Origin of the sequence: Cupriavidus sp. D39 (assembly GCF_026627925.1) — a bacterium.
GTDB lineage: Bacteria > Pseudomonadota > Gammaproteobacteria > Burkholderiales > Burkholderiaceae > Cupriavidus > Cupriavidus ulmosensis.
In genome coordinates this window covers 2,090,789-2,110,455 of the sequence record NZ_JAPNLE010000009.1, presented here as the reverse complement: position 1 = coordinate 2,110,455, position 19,667 = coordinate 2,090,789, and the positions used below count along the sequence as shown (strand labels likewise).

The window sequence follows — 19,667 nt, the reverse complement described above, 5'->3', positions numbered from 1 at the left end:
CGGATGGTTGAAGCGGCCAGCGCAAAGAAAAAGGCACCCGAAGGTGCCTTTTTCTTTGCGCTGCGAGAGCTCACCGCCGAAGCGGTGAGCTCATTGCGCCGGGCGCATTAACGTTCCGAATCAACGCTCCGAATCAACGCTCAAAACGCGAGCGGCCGCCGGTGTTGCCGTTGCCGTTGCGCTGACCGCCGCCGAAGCCGCCGCGGTTGCCGTCGCCGAAGCTGCGGGGCGCGCCGTCACGGTTGCCATCGCGGTTGCCGAAGCTGCGGCCTTCGCCGCCACGGTAGCCACCGTTGCCGCCATTGCCGGCCGCACCGCCGCCGAAGCCGGCGCCACGATTGCCGTCGCCAAAGCTGCGGGGAGCCGCGCCGTCACGATTGCCGAAGCCACGGTTGTCGCCGCCGCGGTAGCCGCCGCCTTCGTTGTTGAAGCTGCGCTGGCCGCCGGCTGCGCCCTGGCCGCCCTGGCCACGATAGCCGGTGCTGTTGCCATTGGGGTTGCCCAGGCTGCTGCGGTCGCCGAAGCCACGGTTGCCGTCACGGTCGCCGAACGGGCGATCGCCTGCGGGACGCGCGGCGCCATCACGGCTGCCGAAGCCGCGGCTTTCGCCGCCGCCGAACTTGCGGTCGCCAAAGCTGCGGTTTTCACCGCCGCGATAGCCGCCGCCATTGCTGTTGCCACGGTAGCCACCGCGGTCGCCACCCGGCTTGCCGGCGAAGCCCGAACGCGGCTTCGGCGAGCGACGCGGCTCCAGGCCTTCGATGACCGATGCGTCGACACGGTTGTTGGTGAAGCGCTCGATGCGCTTCCACTGGAACATGTCGCCGTGGTTCACCAGGTTGATGGCGACGCCCGAGCGGCCAGCACGGCCGGTACGGCCGATACGGTGGACGTAGTCTTCGGCTTGCTTGGGCAGGTCGAAGTTGACCACGTGGGTGATATCGGGCACGTCGATGCCGCGTGCGGCCACGTCGGTTGCCACCAGGATGCGCAGGTTGCCGCGGCGCAGCGAGGTCAGGGTGCGGTTGCGCGCGCCCTGGGTCATGTCGCCGTGCAGCGCGCCGGCTGCGAAGCCGGTGTCCGACAGGCGCTCGGCCAGCGAATCGGCATCGCGCTTGGTCGCGGTGAAGACGATGGCTTGCTTGAGCGTGGTGTCGCGCAGCAGGTGGTCCAGCAGCTTTTCCTTGTGCGACATGTCGTCGGTGAAGTGCAGGCGCTGTTCGATGTTGCTCTGGTCGGCGCGGGTCGCGGCGATCTCGATACGTTGCGGATCGCGCAGTTGGCGCGAAGCCAGTTGGGCGATGCGGCCGTCCAGCGTGGCCGAGAACATCAGCGTCTGGCGGGTGGCCGGGGTAGCGGCAACGATGGCGTCGATATCGTCGGCGAAGCCCATGTCGAGCATACGGTCGGCTTCGTCGAATACCAGCATGTCCAGTTGGGACAGGTCGATACGGCCGGCTTCAACGTGGTCGAGCAGGCGGCCCGGCGTGGCCACCAGGATGTCAGGCATCTTGGACAGCGCGGCGAGCTGCTTCGGGTAAGGCATGCCGCCCAGGATGCTGGCGCAGACGATGCGGCGCAGGTGGCGGCCGTACTTGGCGGTGGCTTCGGTAACTTGCAGGGCCAGTTCACGCGTGGGGGTCAGCACCAGCAGTGCGGGTTGCGCCGGCGACGGACAGGGGCGCTTGCCCTTCATGCGCTTGACCGGATCGTCCGAACGCGGGCGATTCGGCGAAGCCTTCTCGCTGATGCGCTGGATAGCCGGCAGGATGAAGGCGCCGGTCTTGCCCGAGCCGGTCTGGCTCGAAACCAGCAGGTCGCGGCCAGCCAGGAAGGCGGGGATCGCTTGTGCCTGCACCGGGGTCGGCGTGGTGTAGTTCAGTTCAACCAGGGCGCGAAGAATGGCTTCTTCGAGGCCGAGCTTGGCGAAGCCGTTTTCGGCATCGATGGCAACAGCGGCAGGCGCCACGGCGGCTTCCGGGCTGAGGATGGCGTCGAGCTTGTCGAGTGGGCTCCGTTCCTGGATAGCGGGGGTGGCGATGGCTGCGGCTTCGATCGATGCGTCGGCGGCGGAGGCAAAATCTTGCTCCGCACGAATGTCGTGCTGGGTCATGTCGTAATTTTCTTTAAATGCATGGCACCCCATGCCGAACTAGCGAACAGGGGCGGGCGCAGTGCAAAGTCTTAAAAAGGCTTCGGCGCCAATCGGTGAGGCCGTTACGACAGACACAGCTGGCAGTACGGCGGCAGGCAGGGTGGCGCCGGGCACAAGGCCGGGCGACAGTCCCTGGCAGGCAAACAGCTCTATAGAGCTATTCAACAGGATCGGAGACGAGGCGACGTCGGTGAGAAATGCGTTCTGTCGGGTATCACCACTTGGCCTTGATGCAGCAAACAACACGGCAACATAAAGCAGGCCAGTCGGCGGGACCGGGGAGCAGAGCTTGAGAGCGGGGGCGGTATCGCCTGCCGGAAGAACCCGGCTGGCGTGTTGCACAACTCACAGTGCGAACTCACGGCGCGAATTATAGCAGAAACAAAAGTAAGTTTGTTGCACTGCGATAGGAATTCCTTTCTAGGACCAAAAGGTCGCGTTTTGCGTTCCATGCAGCACTTTTCTGGCTATTCCGCGCCCTTGCATTCAAAGTTGCATCCCCGGGCTGCCTGCCTATACTGAAGCCGTCGGGCACACGGTTGCTCGGCAAGGTAGCGGACCTGGAATACCCGCTGACCTTCCTCGGCGCTTTGCTTTAAGTGCTGCTAGCCGCTGATATCGCGGCAGTCGGCGTCACTGCCAGCTTTCCTTCGACTCTCCGGGTGGTCCGGAGGGACGTCCGCGTCATGGGCGGAATCATGGGAAACGCTGCTTGCAACGACTGTTGCCGCGATAGCGCCGGCGTTGACCTGGAAGGTCCGGACCGTCCGCAACCAGCCCGCCAGTTTCCTGGCGGGCTTCTCGTTTGTGGGGATGTGAGGCGCTGCTCACTCACCTCGCAACGCCGCTGCGTTTCCTTCTCGCGACATAAGTAGTCCATTGATACCTTTGCTAACAGCCTGAAGTCCCGGGTCAGGCTATTCTTGGCGCTAATCAAGACTGAAAAATGGGATGGCGAGATGCGAAGGATTGTGTTGTTCGCAGCGGCAGTGACGAGTTTGATGAGTGGGCTGGCCATGGCGCCGGCAGCGCTTGCCCAGGTATCCATCAATGTGGCAATTGGCGTTCCACCACCGGCACCGGTCTATGAAGCCGTCCCGGTCGCGCGTCCGGGTTACGTCTGGGCGCCCGGCTATTGGGATTGAGACGATCGCGGTCACAAGCACAAATGGAAAAAGGGCAAATGGGAGCGCGAGCGTGCCGGCTACGTGTACGAGGCGCCGCGCTGGGTGCAGGCCAGCGGTGGCTGGGTGCTGGTGCCGGAGCGCTGGGACGGACGCGGCGACGGCAGGTACGGCAAGAAAGACAAGGGCTATCACTGCCCGCCGGGACACGCCAAGAAGGGCGAATGCTGAAGCGGGTCCCCGCGCGTTTCTGGGCCGGAGAGGATTTTGATATACTCCGTGCCTGCTCCAGGATGTGCGCCGCCAAGGTGTACTGACGTATCCGGGAGTGTCTAACGTCCTCGCCGTAGTTCAATGGATAGAACACGCGCCTCCTAAGCGTGAAATGCAGGTTCGATTCCTGCCGGCGGGACCATTTTATTAGTCTGGAATTAGGCTGGATCCCAAGCCCAGTAAGGCTTCCAAGGTTTCTCAAGGTCTCCGTGGTGTACCAACAAACGTACCAACGGGCGTACCTACATGGCCTTCTTCCGTCTCAGCAACATCATGGCACTCGACATCCGCTACCTGTGGCCTCGGTCGGACACGGGGCCGTTCTGGTTCAAGCGCAAGGTTCCCAAAGATCTTGTTCCCGCTGAGGGTAAGACATGGATCCAGTTCAGCCTGAAGACCCGGGACCTCAAGGTGGCAGCACGGCTGATTGCGCAACACGTCCGGGAGCAGGACCGCCAATGGCAGGAGCATCGCAACCCGACAAGGGCTGGCAGCGCAGAGCTGGGCAGGCGGATGCTGGAGGATGGTGGGATCGACCCTGCGAACCCCAAGGCTGACGAGTTCGCTGTCGATCTGTTCTATGACATCGTCGAGGAGCAACTCCCTGCCAAGGTCCGACAGCAGCACTGGGAAGCCTCGCAGTTGGGTATTCCGGTTACGCACAAGGACATCGATCCCCATCTGCCTCCGGTGACTAGGGCCGCTCTTCAAATTGTTCAGGGTCGTTTGGAGCTTCTGGCTTCGCAGGTCAGGGACGAATACGTCGCCGCCAAGACCGATGATGCCCAGTCCGTGAAGTCGGCCACCTTGCCATTCCAGTACCTGATCAAACTGTGCGGTGACAAGCCAATCGAGAAATACAGGCCACAGGACGTCACTGCCTACGTGCAGCACCTTCTGGACGGCAAGCATTCCGACAAGGGCAAAGGCATCAGCAAGACGACCGTCACCAGATACGTGACTCCGCTGCGGGCGGCATGGGCCATGGCAATGCGTCGCCACGGGTTGAAGATCGACAACGTTTGGGCAGGGGATTTGGACATGCCTAAGTCAGCCCGAGGGGCCGTCAAGCGTGGCTCCTTCACTCAGACCGACTACGAGAAGCTCTTTGCTGCCATCGGCGACATTGCCAGCCAGGATGATCTCCGGTGTGCTCTGGTGATCCTCGCGGACACTGGGGCTCGCTTAGGCGAAGTCATCGGGCTACGGGTCAGTGACTGCGACCTCAAGGCGCCGGTGCCGTACATCCGCATCGAGGAATATGCATCCCGTTCAGTCAAAACCGAACATAGCGAACGGGATGTGCCGCTGACCCCAAGGGCTCTACAGGCTGTCAAGCGGGCTCTGGAGCTAGCCAAGGGTTCTATCTACTGCTTCCCGCGATACACCAGCGACGAGGGCTGTAAGGCGACCCATGCCAGCAACACCCTGAACGAGTGGCTCAGGTCCCGTGGTATCGAAAAGACCTGCCACAGCATGCGCCATGGGATGAGGGATCGCTTGCGGGCTGTGGATGCCCCGCAGGATGCCGTAGAGGCATTGCAGGGTTGGGCTAAGTCGGCTATGTCGAGCGAGTACGGGGATGGGCACGAACTCGAGAAACTGCTGGTGTGGCTGGAGAAGGGCATGGACCTCGCCCGGTAGGTCACTCAGAAGGCCACAGGCCGATCGCTCCATCGAGAAACTGCTGGGGTGACTGGCGAGGGCGGCAGCCCCCACGAACGCACTTAGAGCCTCTAGGATCGACGATCACATGATGGTTGGTACTCTTGGCACTCCGTGCGGGCAAAGACCGATTCTGTCTCCGCTGCTCTCGTCGTTCAGGCGCCATCGAGCGAACAGAGAATTCACAAATAGAATTGGCCGAACCCCTGAAGCGCGGATGTGTCGCCACCCCGGCCAGTCCCAAACAACCACTTCTCAGAACTCCAGCTCCTCATCGTCGTCTTCGTGCTCACCCACAATCCAGCCTTCAGAGAAGCACTTAGAGTCGCTAGAGTCGCACCTCACAGAGGATTGGTACCCTAGTCACTCCGGCACCCCCAAAATCGATTCTATGACCCCAGATGAATTCAGCAGTCAGGGCAACGCTGATCGCCTCTTGCGACTGGGGCTGAAAACTCATCAAGGGACTCATCAGGAGCGGTCATAATAGCGGCCATTGCACCGACACTGTGAGCCAAACTCCTCTTATCGATGATCGAAGACATCAAGAAAACCCTGTGGGCCACGGCCGACAAGCTCCGAGCCAACATGGACGCCGCAGAGTACAAGCACATCGTGCTCGGGCTCATCTTCCTGAAATATATTTCGGATACCTTCCAGGCCCGCCGTGACGAGCTGACCAGCCGCTTCCTAGACCCGAGGGACGACTACTTCCTGCACGAGTGCGACGATGAGATGCTCGCAGAGGAACTGGAGGATCGGGACTACTACCGGGAAGTGAACGCCTTCTGGGTGCCGGAGGCTGCTCGATGGGAAAGCCTGCGCTCTCAGGCCAAGCAGGCCGACATCGGCAAGCGTATTGACGAGGCACTGGCGGCAATCGAGGCAGAGAACCCGACGAAATTGAAAGGCATCCTCGACAAACGCTACGCCCGAGCTCAGCTGCCGGACGGCAAGCTTGGCGAACTCGTTGACCTTGTGTCGCAAATCGGCTTTGGTACCGATACCAGCAAGGCCAAGGACATCCTCGGCCAGGTTTATGAATACTTCCTCGGGCAATTTGCCAGTGCTGAGGGCAAGAAGGGTGGGCAGTTCTACACTCCCGCCAGTATTGTCAAGACGCTGGTGGGTGTGCTGGCACCTCACCATGGCAAAGTGTACGACCCTTGCTGCGGCTCTGGCGGGATGTTCGTCCAGTCGGAAAAATTCATCGAAGCCCACGGTGGCAAGCTGGGCGATGTGTCTATTTACGGCCAAGAGTCCAATCCGACCACTTGGCGCTTGGCGGCAATGAACTTGGCCATTCGGGGCATCGACTTCAACCTGGGCAAGGAACCGGCAGACACCTTCATCCGCAATCAGCACAGCGACCTCCGTGCTGACTTCGTGCTTGCCAATCCCCCGTTCAACGTTTCAGACTGGTGGCATGGCAGTCTCGAAGGCGATCCACGCTGGGTGTACGGGACCCCTCCCCAGGGTAATGCGAACTACGCCTGGTTGCAGCACATGCTCTACCACCTGAGGCCAACGGGGCGTGCCGGCATTGTCCTGGCCAACGGTTCGATGAGCTCCAGCCAGAACAGCGAAGGCGAAATTCGGGCGGCCATGGTCGAGGCCGACGTTGTCGAGTGCATGGTGGCACTGCCCGGACAGCTGTTCTTTAATACTCAGATCCCAGCCTGCCTGTGGTTCCTCACAAAGCAGAAGGCAATCCGCAAGGGCGAGGTGCTATTCATCGACGCACGGAAGCTCGGCCGGTCCGTCAGCCGTGTGCAGATTGAGCTGACCGACGAGGATATCGCCAAGATTGCAGAGACAGTTTATGCATGGCGTGGCGACACTGAAGCGAAGACTACATATGCGGACGTGGCCGGCTTCTGCCGCAGCGTTAGCTTGGCCGAAATTGCTGAACATGGGCATGTGCTGACGCCGGGCCGCTATGTCGGTGCGGAAGAGGTCGAGGACGACGACGAAGCCTTCGGCGAGAAGATGCAGAAACTGACCGAGAAACTGGGCGAGCAGATGGCCAAGGGTGCAGAGCTTGATGCGCTGATTCGGCGGAAGCTGGGGGGCTTGGGTATGAATTCTGAGTGGCGAGAATGTAGCCTCGGCGAGGTGGTCACTTTGCAGCGAGGCATGGACCTTCCGGTACAAGATCGAAAGCCCGGAGAGTTTCCTGTCGTTGCATCAACTGGGGTGGTCGGTTATCACGACGAGGCTCCGGTGAAAGGCCCAGGTGTTGTCATTGGTCGGAGTGGCAGTATCGGCGGAGGACAGTACGTTGAATGCGATTTCTGGCCGCTAAACACGACTCTGTGGGTAAAGGATTTCAAGGGCAACGATCCTCGCTTTTGCTACTATCTGCTGCGTTCAATCGACTTCAGTGGCATGAATGCAGGTAGCGGCGTGCCCACGCTAAATCGGAATCACCTGCACCCTATGCCAGTGGTGTGTCCTGACTTGGCCGAGCAAACGCGCATAGCTTCGCTTCTCGGCGCCCTGGATGACCGCATTGCCCTGCTTCATGAAACCAACGCCACCCTCGAAGCCATCGCCCAGGTCCTCTTCAAGTCCTGGTTCGTGGACTTCGACCCGGTCCGTGCCAAGGCGGAAGGCCGTGAACCGGAAGGGCTGGACTCGGAAACGGCTGCGCTATTCCCGGATGGGTTCGAGGTGGCAGAGTTGGGGTTGGTGCCAAAAGGTTGGGCAGAAGCGACTTTGGGCCGAGTGTGCGACGAACATGGGGGGACAATTCAAACTGGCCCGTTCGGGAGCCAACTGCACGCTTCCGACTACACGAGGTTCGGGATCCCCGTAGTCATGCCAAAGGATATTGCGAATCGCCGGGTGAACGAGCAGTCTATTGCCCGCATCGATCAGGCCGAAGCAGACAGGCTTGCTAGGCACAAGGTGCAATCTGGCGATATTGTTTTTAGCCGCCGTGGTGACGTTGAACGCCACGCTCTGATAAGCATATTGGAGACGGGGTGGATTTGTGGCACAGGATGTCTACTTGTGAGGCCGGGATCAGCTTGGCCATCACCCACATTCCTGTCCATGGCTTTGGATGAAAAGCGAGCACGCAATTGGCTTGTAAGGCATGCAGTTGGTGCAACGATGCCCAACCTCAATACCGGGATTCTTGCCGATGTGCCGATCCTGATGCCGCAACGTGACGTCGTCGCTGCCTTTGAAAATATCGTAAAGTTTGCCGAAGAAAAGCGTACAGCAAACTACGAGTGCATAAATGTGCTAGCGGGTCTCAGGGACACGCTCTTACCTCGCCTGATCTCTGGCCAGATCCGCCTGCCCGAAGCCGAGGCATTGCTGGAAGACGCTGCATAAAGAACGACATACCCCGGGCCGAGAGATCCCATGACCGAAGACAAACTAGAACAAGAAGCGCTCGACTGGCTGAAGGAATCCGGTTACACACCTCTCTTCGGCCCACAGATCGCCCCGGATGGCGACTCGCCGGAGCGGACCGACTACCGACAGGTGCTACTAAGGGATCGGCTGCGTAATGCGATTAATCGGCTGAACCCAGCTATTCCGCTGTCAGCACGGGACGATGCGCTACGGCAGGTGCTGAATCTGGATACGCCTGTATTGCTGTCCGCCAATCGCATCTTCCACAATCTGCTGGTCAACGGGGTACCGGTCGAGTACGAGAAGGATGGCGAGACCCGTGGGGATTTCGTGAAGCTTATCGACTTCACAGACGAATCCGCCAACGAATGGCTGGCAGTCAATCAGTTCACGATCAAGGGGCCAAAGCACACTCGCCGTCCGGACATCATCCTCTTCGTCAATGGGCTGCCGCTGGTGCTGCTGGAGTTGAAGAATCCGGCTGACGAGAACGCCGATATCTGGAAGGCCTACGATCAGATCCAGACGTACAAGGACCAGATCCCTGACGTCTTCCAGTACAACGAAATCCTCGTCATCTCCGATGGCAGCGACGCAAGGATGGGTTCCCTGTCCGCTAATTCCGAGCGATTCCTGGCGTGGCGAACCATTGATGGCGAAACGCTGGATCCCCTTGGGCAGTTCAACGAGCTGGAAACGCTGATTCGGGGAGTGCTTGCGCCGACCTACCTGCTCGACTACCTGCGTTTCTTCGTATTGTTCGAGGATGACGGCGGGCTGGTGAAAAAGGTTGCTGGCTATCACCAGTTCCATGCGGTACGTGCGGCCATCTCCCAGGTCGTAGCTGCATCAAGGCCAGGCGGTAGCCATAAAGGCGGTGTTGTCTGGCATACCCAAGGCAGCGGCAAGAGCATCACGATGACCTGCTTTGCGGCTCGGGTTATGCGGGAGGCTGCGATGGAGAATCCAACCATCGTCGTCATTACCGACCGCAATGATCTCGATGGCCAGCTTTTCGGTGTCTTTTCGCTGTCGCAAGACCTGCTGCGGGAACAACCAGTACAGGCCGGCACGCGGCAGGACCTCAGGGCCAAGCTGGCGAATCGTCCGTCAGGTGGCATCGTCTTTGCCACGATCCAGAAGTTCATGCCGGGCGAAGACGAAGACACCTTCCCCGTCCTTTCCGACCGGCACAATATCGTCGTCATTGCAGACGAAGCGCATCGTACCCAGTATGGCTTCGAGGCGAAGTTCAAGGGCGACGACAAGGGCTACCAGGTCGGTTACGCCCAACATCTTCGGGATGCGCTTCCGAACGCCACCTTCGTTGCCTTCACCGGTACGCCAGTCTCTAGCGAGGACCGAGACACCCGTGCCGTGTTCGGGGATTACATCCACGTCTACGACATGCAGCAGGCTCGGGACGATGGTGCCACAGTGGCGATCTACTATGAATCCCGCCTTGCCAAGCTCGGGCTGAAGGAAGAGGCGCTGCCCTTGATTGACACTGAAGTTGACGAACTGGCGGAAGACGAGGAGACCGACGAACAATCGAAGCTGAAAAGCCGCTGGGCTGCACTCGAAAAAGTTGTTGGTGCCGAGCCCAGGATCAAGAGCGTGGCTGCCGACCTTGTCTCCCACTTCGAGGAACGCAACAAGGCACAGTCAGGCAAGGCGATGATCGTCGCCATGAGCCGGGAGATCTGCGTCCATCTGTATGACGAGATCGTGAAGCTGCGGCCAGACTGGCATGACCCCGATCCAGAAAAAGGGGCGATCAAGGTCATCATGACCGGCTCGGCATCCGACAAGGCCCTGTTGCGCTCCCACATCTATTCGAAGCAGGTCAAGAAACGACTGGAAAAGCGATTCAAGGACCCGGCTGACCCGTTGCGCCTCGTGATTGTCCGGGATATGTGGCTGACCGGCTTTGATGCCCCCTGCGTCCACACCCTGTACGTCGACAAGCCCATGAAGGGGCACAACCTGATGCAGGCCATTGCACGGGTCAATCGTGTCTTCAAGGACAAGCAGGGCGGCCTGGTGGTGGACTACATCGGTATCGCCAACGATCTGAAGCATGCGCTAAAGGAGTACACCGCCAGCAATGGCCGTGGTCGGCCTACTGTCGATGCACATGAAGCCTATGCCGTGCTGGAAGAGAAGCTCGAAGTTCTGCGCTCCATGCTTCACGGTTTCGACTACAGCACCTTCCTGACCGGAGGCCACAAGTTCCTGGCTGGTGCTGCTAACTTCCTGCTTGGTTTGAAGGATGGGAAGAAGCGCTTCGCCGACGTCGCACTGGCGATGAGCAAGGCATTCACTCTGTGCTGCACGCTGGACGAAGCGAAGGCGGTACGAGAAGAGGTCGCCTTCTTCCAGGCCGTCAAGGTGCTGCTGACCAAGCGGGACATTGTGCAGAAAAGGCGCACCGACGAGGAGCGGGATCTGGCTATCCGACAGATCATAGGGTCGGCGGTCGTGTCCGAGGATGTGGTCGATATCTTTGAGTCGGTCGGTCTCGATAAGCCGAATATCGGCATTCTCGACGATGACTTCCTTGCGGAGGTCCAAAACCTGCCCGAGCGGAACCTAGCGGTAGAGATGTTGGAACGTCTGCTGGAAGGCGAGATCAAGAGTCGCTTCGGGGGCAACGTCGTCCAGGAAAAGAAGTTCTCTGAGCTTCTGTCGAACGTTATCACCCGGTATCAAAATCGGTCCATCGAGACAGCCCAGGTCATCGAAGAGCTAATCGAGATGGCGAAGAAGTTCCGAGAGGCTGCGAATCGTGGCGAGGCGCTTGGCCTGAGTGAGGACGAACTTCGTTTCTACGATGCGCTGGCAAACAATGAGACATCGGTCCGATTGCTCGGCGACGAGACGCTGAAGAAGATTGCCCACGAACTGACTGAGAACCTGCGAGCGAATGTGAGCGTCGACTGGGCAGTGCGGGAGAGCGTGCGAGCGAAGCTTCGGCTGATGGTGAAGCGGATTCTGCGGAAATACAAATACCCGCCTGACCAGCAGGAAGAGGCCGTACAGACGGTGCTACAGCAGGCCGAAAAACTCAGTGCGGAGTGGGCGTAGCCGATGCGATGCCACACCCCTGACTGGTTACGCATGGTCTACGGGATCGCCTCAGAGCTGTGGGTGCCTCTAGTCTGATGAAATGGTGCAACAGCTTCAGGGATGGCGCAAGGAGGCGGTGTCAACCCGGTACGGGGCTGGTCACCCGCTCGAGAGGCCGCTGGGGTGGCTCACCAAGGTGACGGACCTCGCCCGGTAGGTCGCTCACCGTAAAACCTTACTGGTGGCCGATCTCGGGGATTACGCTTGGAATGATATCCATAGAAATACTATGGGGTAGTGAGGCCGTCCTTCAGTCGTCCTATGGTAATACCATTAATGATAAATATATGACAGGTAGTAAGGTATGACACCAGTGTCCCCGGGTAGAGACCAGTGTTCTAGAGGACTCCAGTACCTCCCCCGGGGACACTGGTGTGCCCTTCCCAGTCCCTGTATTGGTTGATTGTTGGGTCACCACTCACGGGTAGGAAACGTCTACCCGCGCTGGGAACCCCATCCGTTCCTCGAAGACCTCCAGCATTACCCGCTGGGTTTCCTCGACGTATTCCATGGACACCAGCAGCGAGTCATGGCAAGGTGCCGACACAATGCCTTGATGCAGCAACCTGAGTTGAGCCTCAATGACGATGTCCGACTCGTAACGCATCAGGTGTACGCCATAGCCGGTGTAGAACCGGTCAGCGATGGCTTGGTGATGCTCCAGAATGCGGTTGGCGACTCCCATGCAACTCAGGCCGCTCCCCTTGAACTTCCCTGCAAGCCTCCCATCCGGCCACTGCTTCAACGGCCTGGCAGCGTTCAGCATGGAGTTGAGCATTACCTTCACGCCACTACGGGAATCCTCCAGCCCGGGGATCGTGTAGGCGTCCCCTTCCAGCTTGAGACCAGCCAGCCCATACAGCATGGTCGGGAACAGTTGGCAGTAGTCCACCTCCGCTAGTCGCTTGCCAGCAATCCGCATAGCTTCCAGCCTGGTGGCCTTGTTGATCGTCATCCACCATCCACCGTACTGGCGCCCTCCCTTGTCCCAACTGCTGTCATGGAAGACACGGTAGAGACGGATTCGGGAAGCGTCCAGACAGTTGCCTACATGGTCTTCGATGCCAGCCGCACCGGGCTCCATGGTCAGGTTGGCAGTCAGGGCATCGTTGATCCGCTGCTGGTTGGCCTCCCATTGGGCGATCTGCGGTGTCATGGGGAACCGCTGGCTGTCCTTAGCCTCGTCCCTAAGTCGCACCAGAGGGAACTTCGCGGTGCTCGTCAGGTCGGTCAGGGCAAGCCCCAGCCCCATAAGCTTGTCGGTGGCCCACATGGTCGACAGACGCCAGTCGTTCGGCAGTCGGAATCCCTTGTCGAACTTGAGGTACCCCAGGTCAGCGAGTCGATACACCGCATCGAACAGGGCTTGGCCTTGCTTGTTGCGGGCTGGACCACTCTCACAGAGGGACAACCTGACTCTGGCATTGCGGCCAGCTTGGCTGAGACCTCGGTGGGCCACGTCACAAGCCACCGCTTCCACAGCCTTCTTGAACAGCTTGAGGTCCTCGACCTTGCGCCTACGCTGGCGGGTGCCATTCTGTTGTTCGTAGGCGAGGATCTCGGCAATGAGGCCTTTGACAACGGCTGCGGCCTTCGTGGTCAAGGCTTTCCGCTTGTCATCGAATGCTCGGTCGTTGCGCTCACCGCGCTTTAGCCGCACTGGGGTAGAACCTGACGCCTCTGGTAGGGCCCCTTGGACATCCTTGGGCTTGGCTTCGGACTTCGACCACAGCTGATCCAGCAGGGCAAGCTCTGCGATTACCGAGGGATCGTTGAAGTCCACGGGGTCCCATGGCTCGTGTGCGTCGCCCAGCCCCATCGTTTCAATTTCATCTACTTCCATTGTTTCTGCTTCCTGTTTCCATCGAAATGTGTCGGCCCTACACAGGGCCTATTCCGTAATGTGAAATATTGGTTACTTTGCTGCTGCCCAGCAGCTCACGCAGGCCACGGCTACGCCATGCCTCGCCGCTTCCGCATGTCGACCCAATCCCGCCACAGCTGCACGGGAATGTTGGCCTTGTAGAGATCCCATGACTCCTCCTCGGAAGGCCACCGCTGGTGCTGCCAGAGGAAGTCGACATCGCAGTTTGCCGTAGCCTTCGCAAAGGCTGCCTCGATGTTCCGATCCTCTCGATTCCACCCATTGGCAACCCCTGCGGGCCTCCCTGGCTTCTTCCCGCGTTCCCGGGCGATCCTGTGGGGCTCATTGCCTTTCGGTAGGTGTCTGCCGGGGTCGTCGGTACGGACCCGCTGACCCTTCCTCACTGGGGACTGTGGGGCCAGCCCCGCGAGCTCGAGGTAGGCCCTACGCTCTGCTTCATTGAGTCCGGTACGCTGGACTAAGCAGTGGTCAGCTTCACTCATGCTGCCTCCTTCATCTGCTCGTCGTTGGCAGCTACCGCCGTCAGGTCGAAGCCTTGCATCATTGCCTGTGCGGCGATCAGCAGCACCACCATGTTGCAGACCTCCTCGGTCCTGCGCTCAATCATCGCCGGAACATCCACAGGGGCAACCTCGGGCATGTTCACCTTGGCAGCCCATCGGGCTTTGGTGCCCCTGCGCAGCCCCTTAGTGTTCCTGGCCAGCTTCGACAGCGTTCCCACATGGCTCTCATGTGCTCGGGCCTTGCGGTCCAGATCCAATCTCAGCGTTTCCAGCAGGGTCTCCATGTCCGTGCCTTCAATCACGTCGACAAACTCGACACCATCAAAGGTCATGGTCTCGGGCCTGTCCGCACATTGATCAGCAATGAGTGACCACTCGTATTCCGTGGGGTATGCGTCGAAGGCTCCCATGGGGTACCGGTTGGCACTGCGCTGACGACGGTCTCTCAGGTCGTCGAAGGAGGTCCTTTTCCACTTGTTGGCCTTGCTTGCCATACCGTCAATGTTGGCGAACGTGTGTAGACCACTTGCAACGGGACGCCCTGCGCTGTCCGTGGCCTTCTTCGCAACCCCGTGCTCCGCCTCCATCCCCTTCGGCAGCTCTGCGTAGATCTTCTGCAGTGCCGGTCGCTCGAGGTCATAGAGGCCGCTTAGGGTGCCTCCGGTGGCCTTACACCATTTAAAGGCTGCGCGGGCTTCATTGGTGTTGCCTCGGGCTGCCGGTACGTTGTTGTGTCGCTCGCGCTTGTACGCGTTGAGTGCCCCCGGTACTCAGTGTCGGTACGTCTGCGTTCGGCTCTCTTGGCGTGCCCCTTGACGGTTATGTCTCTCCTGCAGGTCATGCAGGTGGCACTGTCGGTCTGTCGCTCTGCCACATGCCCATGCTTGCAAGCCTTGCCGGTGAAGTAGCGATCCAGCCCTTGGGCAATGGCTTCGGCTCTGGTGATAAATTTGGTGGTAGTCATGATGTAGGTTTCTTAATGGTGGATAAATCGGTGGTCCTGAGGGGCCTCCAGACCCCTCGGATCTCTTGGAACACGCGGGGATAGGGATAGGGGGCGCCTCGACAGGGAAAACGGCTCCTAGCTCGTTTAAGTCATCCGGTGGGCTTCTTCCTGCGTCCTCCTCTTCAGGTACGACTGCGAGTTCAGGGCTATGCAAGTCCTGCACTGTCCTGTCCCGGCTGTGCTGAAGAGGGTCAGCCCGTGTCCCCTGTGGCATTTCCAGTGGAACGTCTTCAGGCCTGCAGTCACTGCTGCAGCCCGCGCTTCTGCCTTCTGGCCGTTCTTGGCCTTCGGTCGGAGGCGTCGGCCTTCGGCATGCGGGCGTTTCTTTAGTTGTGGTGATGCTATGTATTCCATGATGATGATTGATATTTACTATTGCAAAAGACGAAAAAAGGAGGCCTTGACGGTCCTCCTCTGGTAGTACGAAATGAATCAAGGGGCGCACCCCGCTGCTGGGAGGCCTTCCCTTTAGTGGGCGTAGTAAATCAAACGGGAAAGTCTGGCGTCCTCGATGGCCACTAGGATTCCAAGGCGGAACTCTGCCTGCCCCGCTCTCCAGTGGGGTGATGTCTGCCATACGTCACAGACGATGGACTCCCTTCTAATGCACGTATGAATGGTATGAGGAACAAAACCGTCCAATTGGTCGGCTTATTGGTCGCCCTGCCTTGTAGAGGGTAGATATCGATCATCGATCACCTGAGGATGGCTCTCTTCCTATGGGACGTATGTCTGCCAAGCATCACTTACCTGGCCTTCTCGTTGGTGCGTGTCTGACATGGACCACATCGCAAGGCGCTTCCTTCTAAAGGACGTATGTCTGCCATCGCTCACTTGACTCCTCCAGACATGAAAAAGCCCGCAACGCGGCGGGCCTTTCCACTTTACTGTGTGGAGAAGGGAACTCCTTCTACAGCAGGTAAATCTGCCAAGCGTCACTTTCTCTATGGTAGTTGAATGTATCATCAATCACATGTCACCACAGGCCCTCAGGAGCCTTTAGGGACCCATAGGGGCTCTCTGGGTTTCAAGGCTCACCATGGGTACTCCAGACGGCACAAATGGATTGTAAGGCCCTCTACGGGCCCCTGAAGGGCTCTAGGCTGCTGCCTTGGCCCTCAGCCGCATAATCGTTTGCCTAGTCGTTTCGAAGTCCCTCGCCAGTTGCGCCACAGGAACCCCAGCGGCAATCCCTTGCAACACCTTCTGCTGCTCCTCGGGGCTCAGGGCAGACGGACGACCAAAGGTCTTGCCTTCATCCCTGGCCCTGCTGATGCCGCTGTTGGTCCGCTCGATCAGGAGGTCTCTCTCAAACTCAGCAACCGCTGCCAGCACTTGCATAGTCATCCTCCCCGCTGCACTGGTCAGGTCGACGCCCCCAAGCGCCAGACAGTGAACCCGAACACCATCGGCAGCCAGTTGGTCTACCGTAGCCCGTACGTCCATCGCATTCCTTCCAAGCCTGTCAAGCTTCGTCACTACCAGCACGTCACCGGTCTCGAGCTTGTCGACCAGCTTGGCGAACTTGGGACGTTGGAAGGCCGCCACCGATCCGCTGATGGTCTCCGTCTGGATCCTCTTGGGGCTCAGAGCAAACCCGGCAGCCTCAATCTCCTTGACTTGGTTGTCGGTGGTCTGGTCAGTGGTGGAGACGCGGCAATATGCGAAGACACGGGACATGGTTAGTTCTTGATCTGTACGAATTCGATGTACGAATCATACACCCCGTACGAAATCCGTCAACCCTCAGTTTCGTACGTGGTTGTGGAGGGGTACGAAACCGGTCGATTCCGTACATCCCAATGAGTAGCCGCTCGTCCTCAGAATCCCAATGAGCCTCTCACACATCTGGGGTTTGACATTGCGTCAGGCTGACGGGCTGACTCCAGTGTTGCTCAGTCGGGTTCAGGTGTTCTCCAGGTGTCGAGGCTCGAGAGTTTTCTGTAGCTGCTGAAACATAGTACCCCCTATGCCTTTCCAGAATCGAGTTCAAAACACCGCTAAAGGCTCGCCGCTGTTGCTGTTGTTCAGCCTTGTGCGAGTGAGTCCCACCCAGAGAATTTCATTCACCCCAGAGGGGACCCCCCACTCCCCGGGTACCCCTTCGCAGAAGCACGGGGGCATATTTTTGCCAAGCACGGGGTATGGGGTGGGGCTCCGCGCCTGTGTAAGTATTGAGTCATAGCTGTTATATTTACGCGATCGGATGCCACGTTACAACTCCACCCTTTGAAGATATGATCCGCCGACAAAATTTTCAGAACCTGAGCTGGTTTTACGATCTCTACAAGAGATCGGCCCTTGACCTAGATCCGCCATACCAGCGACGGAGCGTATGGAACGATGTATTTAAGGCGTACTTCATCGACACCGTCCTGCTTAACTATCCAGCGCCTGCGATATTCCTCTATGAGGAAATAAGCGCGGAGGGAACATCGATGTATCATGTCGTTGATGGTAAGCAGCGGATTACCACTGTCCTCGAGTTTGTGCAGGGCAAATTTCCGGTCGGGGAGAATTCCGAGATGACTGCACTTCGAGGGAAATATTTCGAAGGGCTCGACGATAATGTGCGCCGTGCATTTTGGTCGTATCAATTGCTCGTTGAATATATTCCAACGAACGACGAGGGTGTAATTAACTCTATTTTCGATCGAATTAATCGGAATGTCGCAAAGCTGACGGCACAGGAGCTTCGTCACGCAAGGTTGGACGGCGAATTTATCAAGCTATCGGAGCAGTTGTCGGAGTGGCAAGAATCAGTGCTGCCGGCTAACTTCCCGCGCTTCGCTTCTCAGTCCAGGAAGCAAATGAAGGATGTCGAGTTCACCGCTATTCTTCTGTTGTTGCTTGAAGAGGGGCCACGTGGCTATAGCCAGGATGACTTGGATAAGGCTTTTGCTGAACGCGACTCTGAATGGGATCGGCGTGTCGAATGTGATGCGCGTTACCGTGCAGCGATTTCTTACATTGCAGATGTGCTGGCAGCTGACGAAGATCTTGTGACCACGCGAGTTCGAAATCAAGCGGATTTCTATGCACTGTTTGGCGCTATAGATTCTCTGCAACAGGATGGACGACTCGGGCCGGCTGCGCAATCTGCGGCCGCACTGCGCAAATTTGTGGGTTTGGTTGACCTTCCGGAGGCTCGCGAAGCCGATCTCGAGCTTACTGGCTATTTCGATGCCGCGAGATCCGCATCGAACGACAAAGGGCCGCGCGAGACTCGTATGCGGTACATGCGATCCATACTGGGGGTGGGACAAGCGTGATCATCCCAGCGCAGCTTGCCCAAAAGCACAACCTGTACAAGCCTTACCTCGAGAATATTGAGCGGCGTGCTCGCGAACGAATTTTTAATTTTTGCAACGAGCATGGTTACGCATTCGTAGGACGCCTCAAGGACACTGAATCTCTCTTCGAGAAGATCGAAACTGGCCGTTTTGATAGTTGGAGCAAGCTCGATGACTTGTATGGGTGCTCAATCGTAATTCCGTTCCTTGATGAAGAGGAGCAGGTGATTCAATGGCTCAAGGAGAAGTTTGATGTTGTCGAGACGAGGCTGCGTGGAACGACTCTTAAAGATCCAGCAGTTTTCCGGTTCGATGCTACCCGCGTTATTGCCAAACTTCGGGTCAGTGATTTCGCCGCCCAAAGCGAGTTGACGAAAATTTCGTTTGAGGTTCAAGTTCGGACGGCGTTCGAACATGCGTGGTCAGTCGCAACACATTCATTGGCGTACAAAGGGGAGCGGGTAGATTGGAGTCGCTTGAGGTTGGCTGCCCAGCTAAAAGCATCAGTCGAGCAGTTAGACATGCTAGTTTTGGGTTTCGATGGGGCAGCGAACACCATTCATAAGCAGAGATGGCCGGACGTAGCTATTCGTGCCCGAATAGAACAAGTATTCCGCTCTCGGCTTGACGCAGGAACTCTTCCCCAAGAAATACGCCCCGCAAGCTGGATGCGATTCTGTGAGAATGTCCAACGCCTTCTCTTTTCGACCAAAAATGAGGGGATAAGGGGCGCGGCAGCTGAGCGGTTCATTGAGCAACGTTTGGGAACCATTGAGGTGGCCTTAGACACAGTCGGATCTGCGTACCCCAAGAGCGTTTCGCTTCTGCAGTTCTGCATTGGTACTCTAGCGAATGCACAATTGATAACAGGACCATTAAAGGGATACATTCCGTACATTACGGAAGAACTTCGCAGTCTCTATCCAAAGGCGACAATTGCGGGTGCGGGTTTTAACCTCGAGGATACAAACTAATCGATGTAAGTATCCGCTTGTTTAAGCCCGGACGTTCGCGGCTGCTGGGATGCGAATGGTCGGGAAGGCTACCTCGTAGCCGCCCTCCCAAGGCAGACACCTGAACTTCCGCAAAGCGCGTTGGTGGAAGCAGCGACTGCCATACCTCGGGAACGGCCATAGGCTTCGGCCCAGCCTGGGTCCGCCCTTGCCATTATTGCTAGGGCTCTCCCGGGGGCTACACCGTAGGCCTCCCGGGGTTCCTCGGCTGGTGCTGCACCCCGGGGCTCTCCGCAAAACAGGGGGTCATGG

Annotated in this window: 9 protein-coding genes, 1 tRNA gene and 2 pseudogenes; 8 read left to right on the top strand and 4 right to left on the bottom strand. The window is 58.5% G+C overall.

Going from position 1 to position 19,667, the window contains the following annotated elements; genetic code table 11:
- Positions 1 to 133: 133 nt before the first annotated feature.
- On the bottom strand, positions 134 to 2,113 hold the full coding sequence (locus OMK73_RS21775; RefSeq protein ID WP_267603894.1) for a DEAD/DEAH box helicase: 1,980 nt from the start codon (positions 2,111 to 2,113) through the stop codon (positions 134 to 136).
- 1,001 nt (positions 2,114 to 3,114) lie between these two features.
- Here OMK73_RS21775 and OMK73_RS21770 point away from each other — a divergent pair.
- The 6 genes and pseudogenes from OMK73_RS21770 (at position 3,115) to OMK73_RS21745 (ending at position 11,673) form a co-directional block, all read left to right on the top strand.
- A pseudogene (locus OMK73_RS21770) lies at positions 3,115 to 3,510 on the top strand (hypothetical protein).
- A gap of 109 nt (positions 3,511 to 3,619) precedes the next feature.
- Positions 3,620 to 3,694, top strand: a tRNA-Arg gene (locus OMK73_RS21765).
- Between the two features lie 131 nt (positions 3,695 to 3,825).
- The gene (locus OMK73_RS21760; RefSeq protein WP_267603893.1) at positions 3,826 to 5,196 is read left to right on the top strand and encodes a tyrosine-type recombinase/integrase; all 1,371 of its coding nucleotides are present in this window, start codon (positions 3,826 to 3,828) and stop codon (positions 5,194 to 5,196) included.
- A 552-nt stretch (positions 5,197 to 5,748) separates the two neighbouring features.
- Positions 5,749 to 7,296, top strand: a pseudogene (locus OMK73_RS21755) (type I restriction-modification system subunit M); the annotation flags it as partial.
- On the top strand, positions 7,297 to 8,562 hold the full coding sequence (locus OMK73_RS21750) for a restriction endonuclease subunit S (protein ID WP_267606463.1): 1,266 nt from the start codon (positions 7,297 to 7,299) through the stop codon (positions 8,560 to 8,562).
- Positions 8,563 to 8,592: 30 nt separating this feature from the next.
- The gene (locus OMK73_RS21745) at positions 8,593 to 11,673 is read left to right on the top strand and encodes a type I restriction endonuclease subunit R (RefSeq protein ID WP_267603892.1); all 3,081 of its coding nucleotides are present in this window, start codon (positions 8,593 to 8,595) and stop codon (positions 11,671 to 11,673) included.
- 460 nt (positions 11,674 to 12,133) lie between these two features.
- Here the strand turns inward: OMK73_RS21745 and OMK73_RS21740 are convergent, their stop codons facing one another.
- From OMK73_RS21740 to OMK73_RS21730, 3 genes are all read right to left on the bottom strand, one after another.
- The gene (locus OMK73_RS21740; RefSeq protein WP_267603891.1) at positions 12,134 to 13,558 is read right to left on the bottom strand and encodes a hypothetical protein; all 1,425 of its coding nucleotides are present in this window, start codon (positions 13,556 to 13,558) and stop codon (positions 12,134 to 12,136) included.
- A gap of 520 nt (positions 13,559 to 14,078) precedes the next feature.
- Positions 14,079 to 14,690: a hypothetical protein gene (locus tag OMK73_RS21735; RefSeq protein ID WP_267603890.1), complete on the bottom strand. Its 612-nt coding sequence runs from the start codon at positions 14,688 to 14,690 to the stop codon at positions 14,079 to 14,081.
- Positions 14,691 to 16,207: 1,517 nt separating this feature from the next.
- Positions 16,208 to 16,789, bottom strand: a complete 582-nt coding sequence (locus tag OMK73_RS21730; protein ID WP_267603889.1) for a recombinase family protein — start codon at positions 16,787 to 16,789, stop codon at positions 16,208 to 16,210.
- 557 nt (positions 16,790 to 17,346) lie between these two features.
- Between OMK73_RS21730 and OMK73_RS21725 the strand changes: the two genes are divergently transcribed.
- Together OMK73_RS21725 and OMK73_RS21720 are read left to right on the top strand one after the other, a co-directional pair.
- Positions 17,347 to 18,381 carry a DUF262 domain-containing protein gene (locus tag OMK73_RS21725; RefSeq protein ID WP_267603888.1) on the top strand — a complete coding sequence of 345 codons (1,035 nt, stop codon included), beginning with the start codon at positions 17,347 to 17,349 and terminating at the stop codon, positions 18,379 to 18,381.
- A complete protein-coding gene (locus OMK73_RS21720) occupies positions 18,378 to 19,376 on the top strand; it encodes a hypothetical protein (protein WP_267603887.1) in 999 nt (332 codons plus the stop codon). The genes OMK73_RS21725 and OMK73_RS21720 overlap by 4 nt, the downstream gene beginning before the upstream one ends.
- The last annotated feature ends 291 nt before the right edge of the window (positions 19,377 to 19,667 follow it).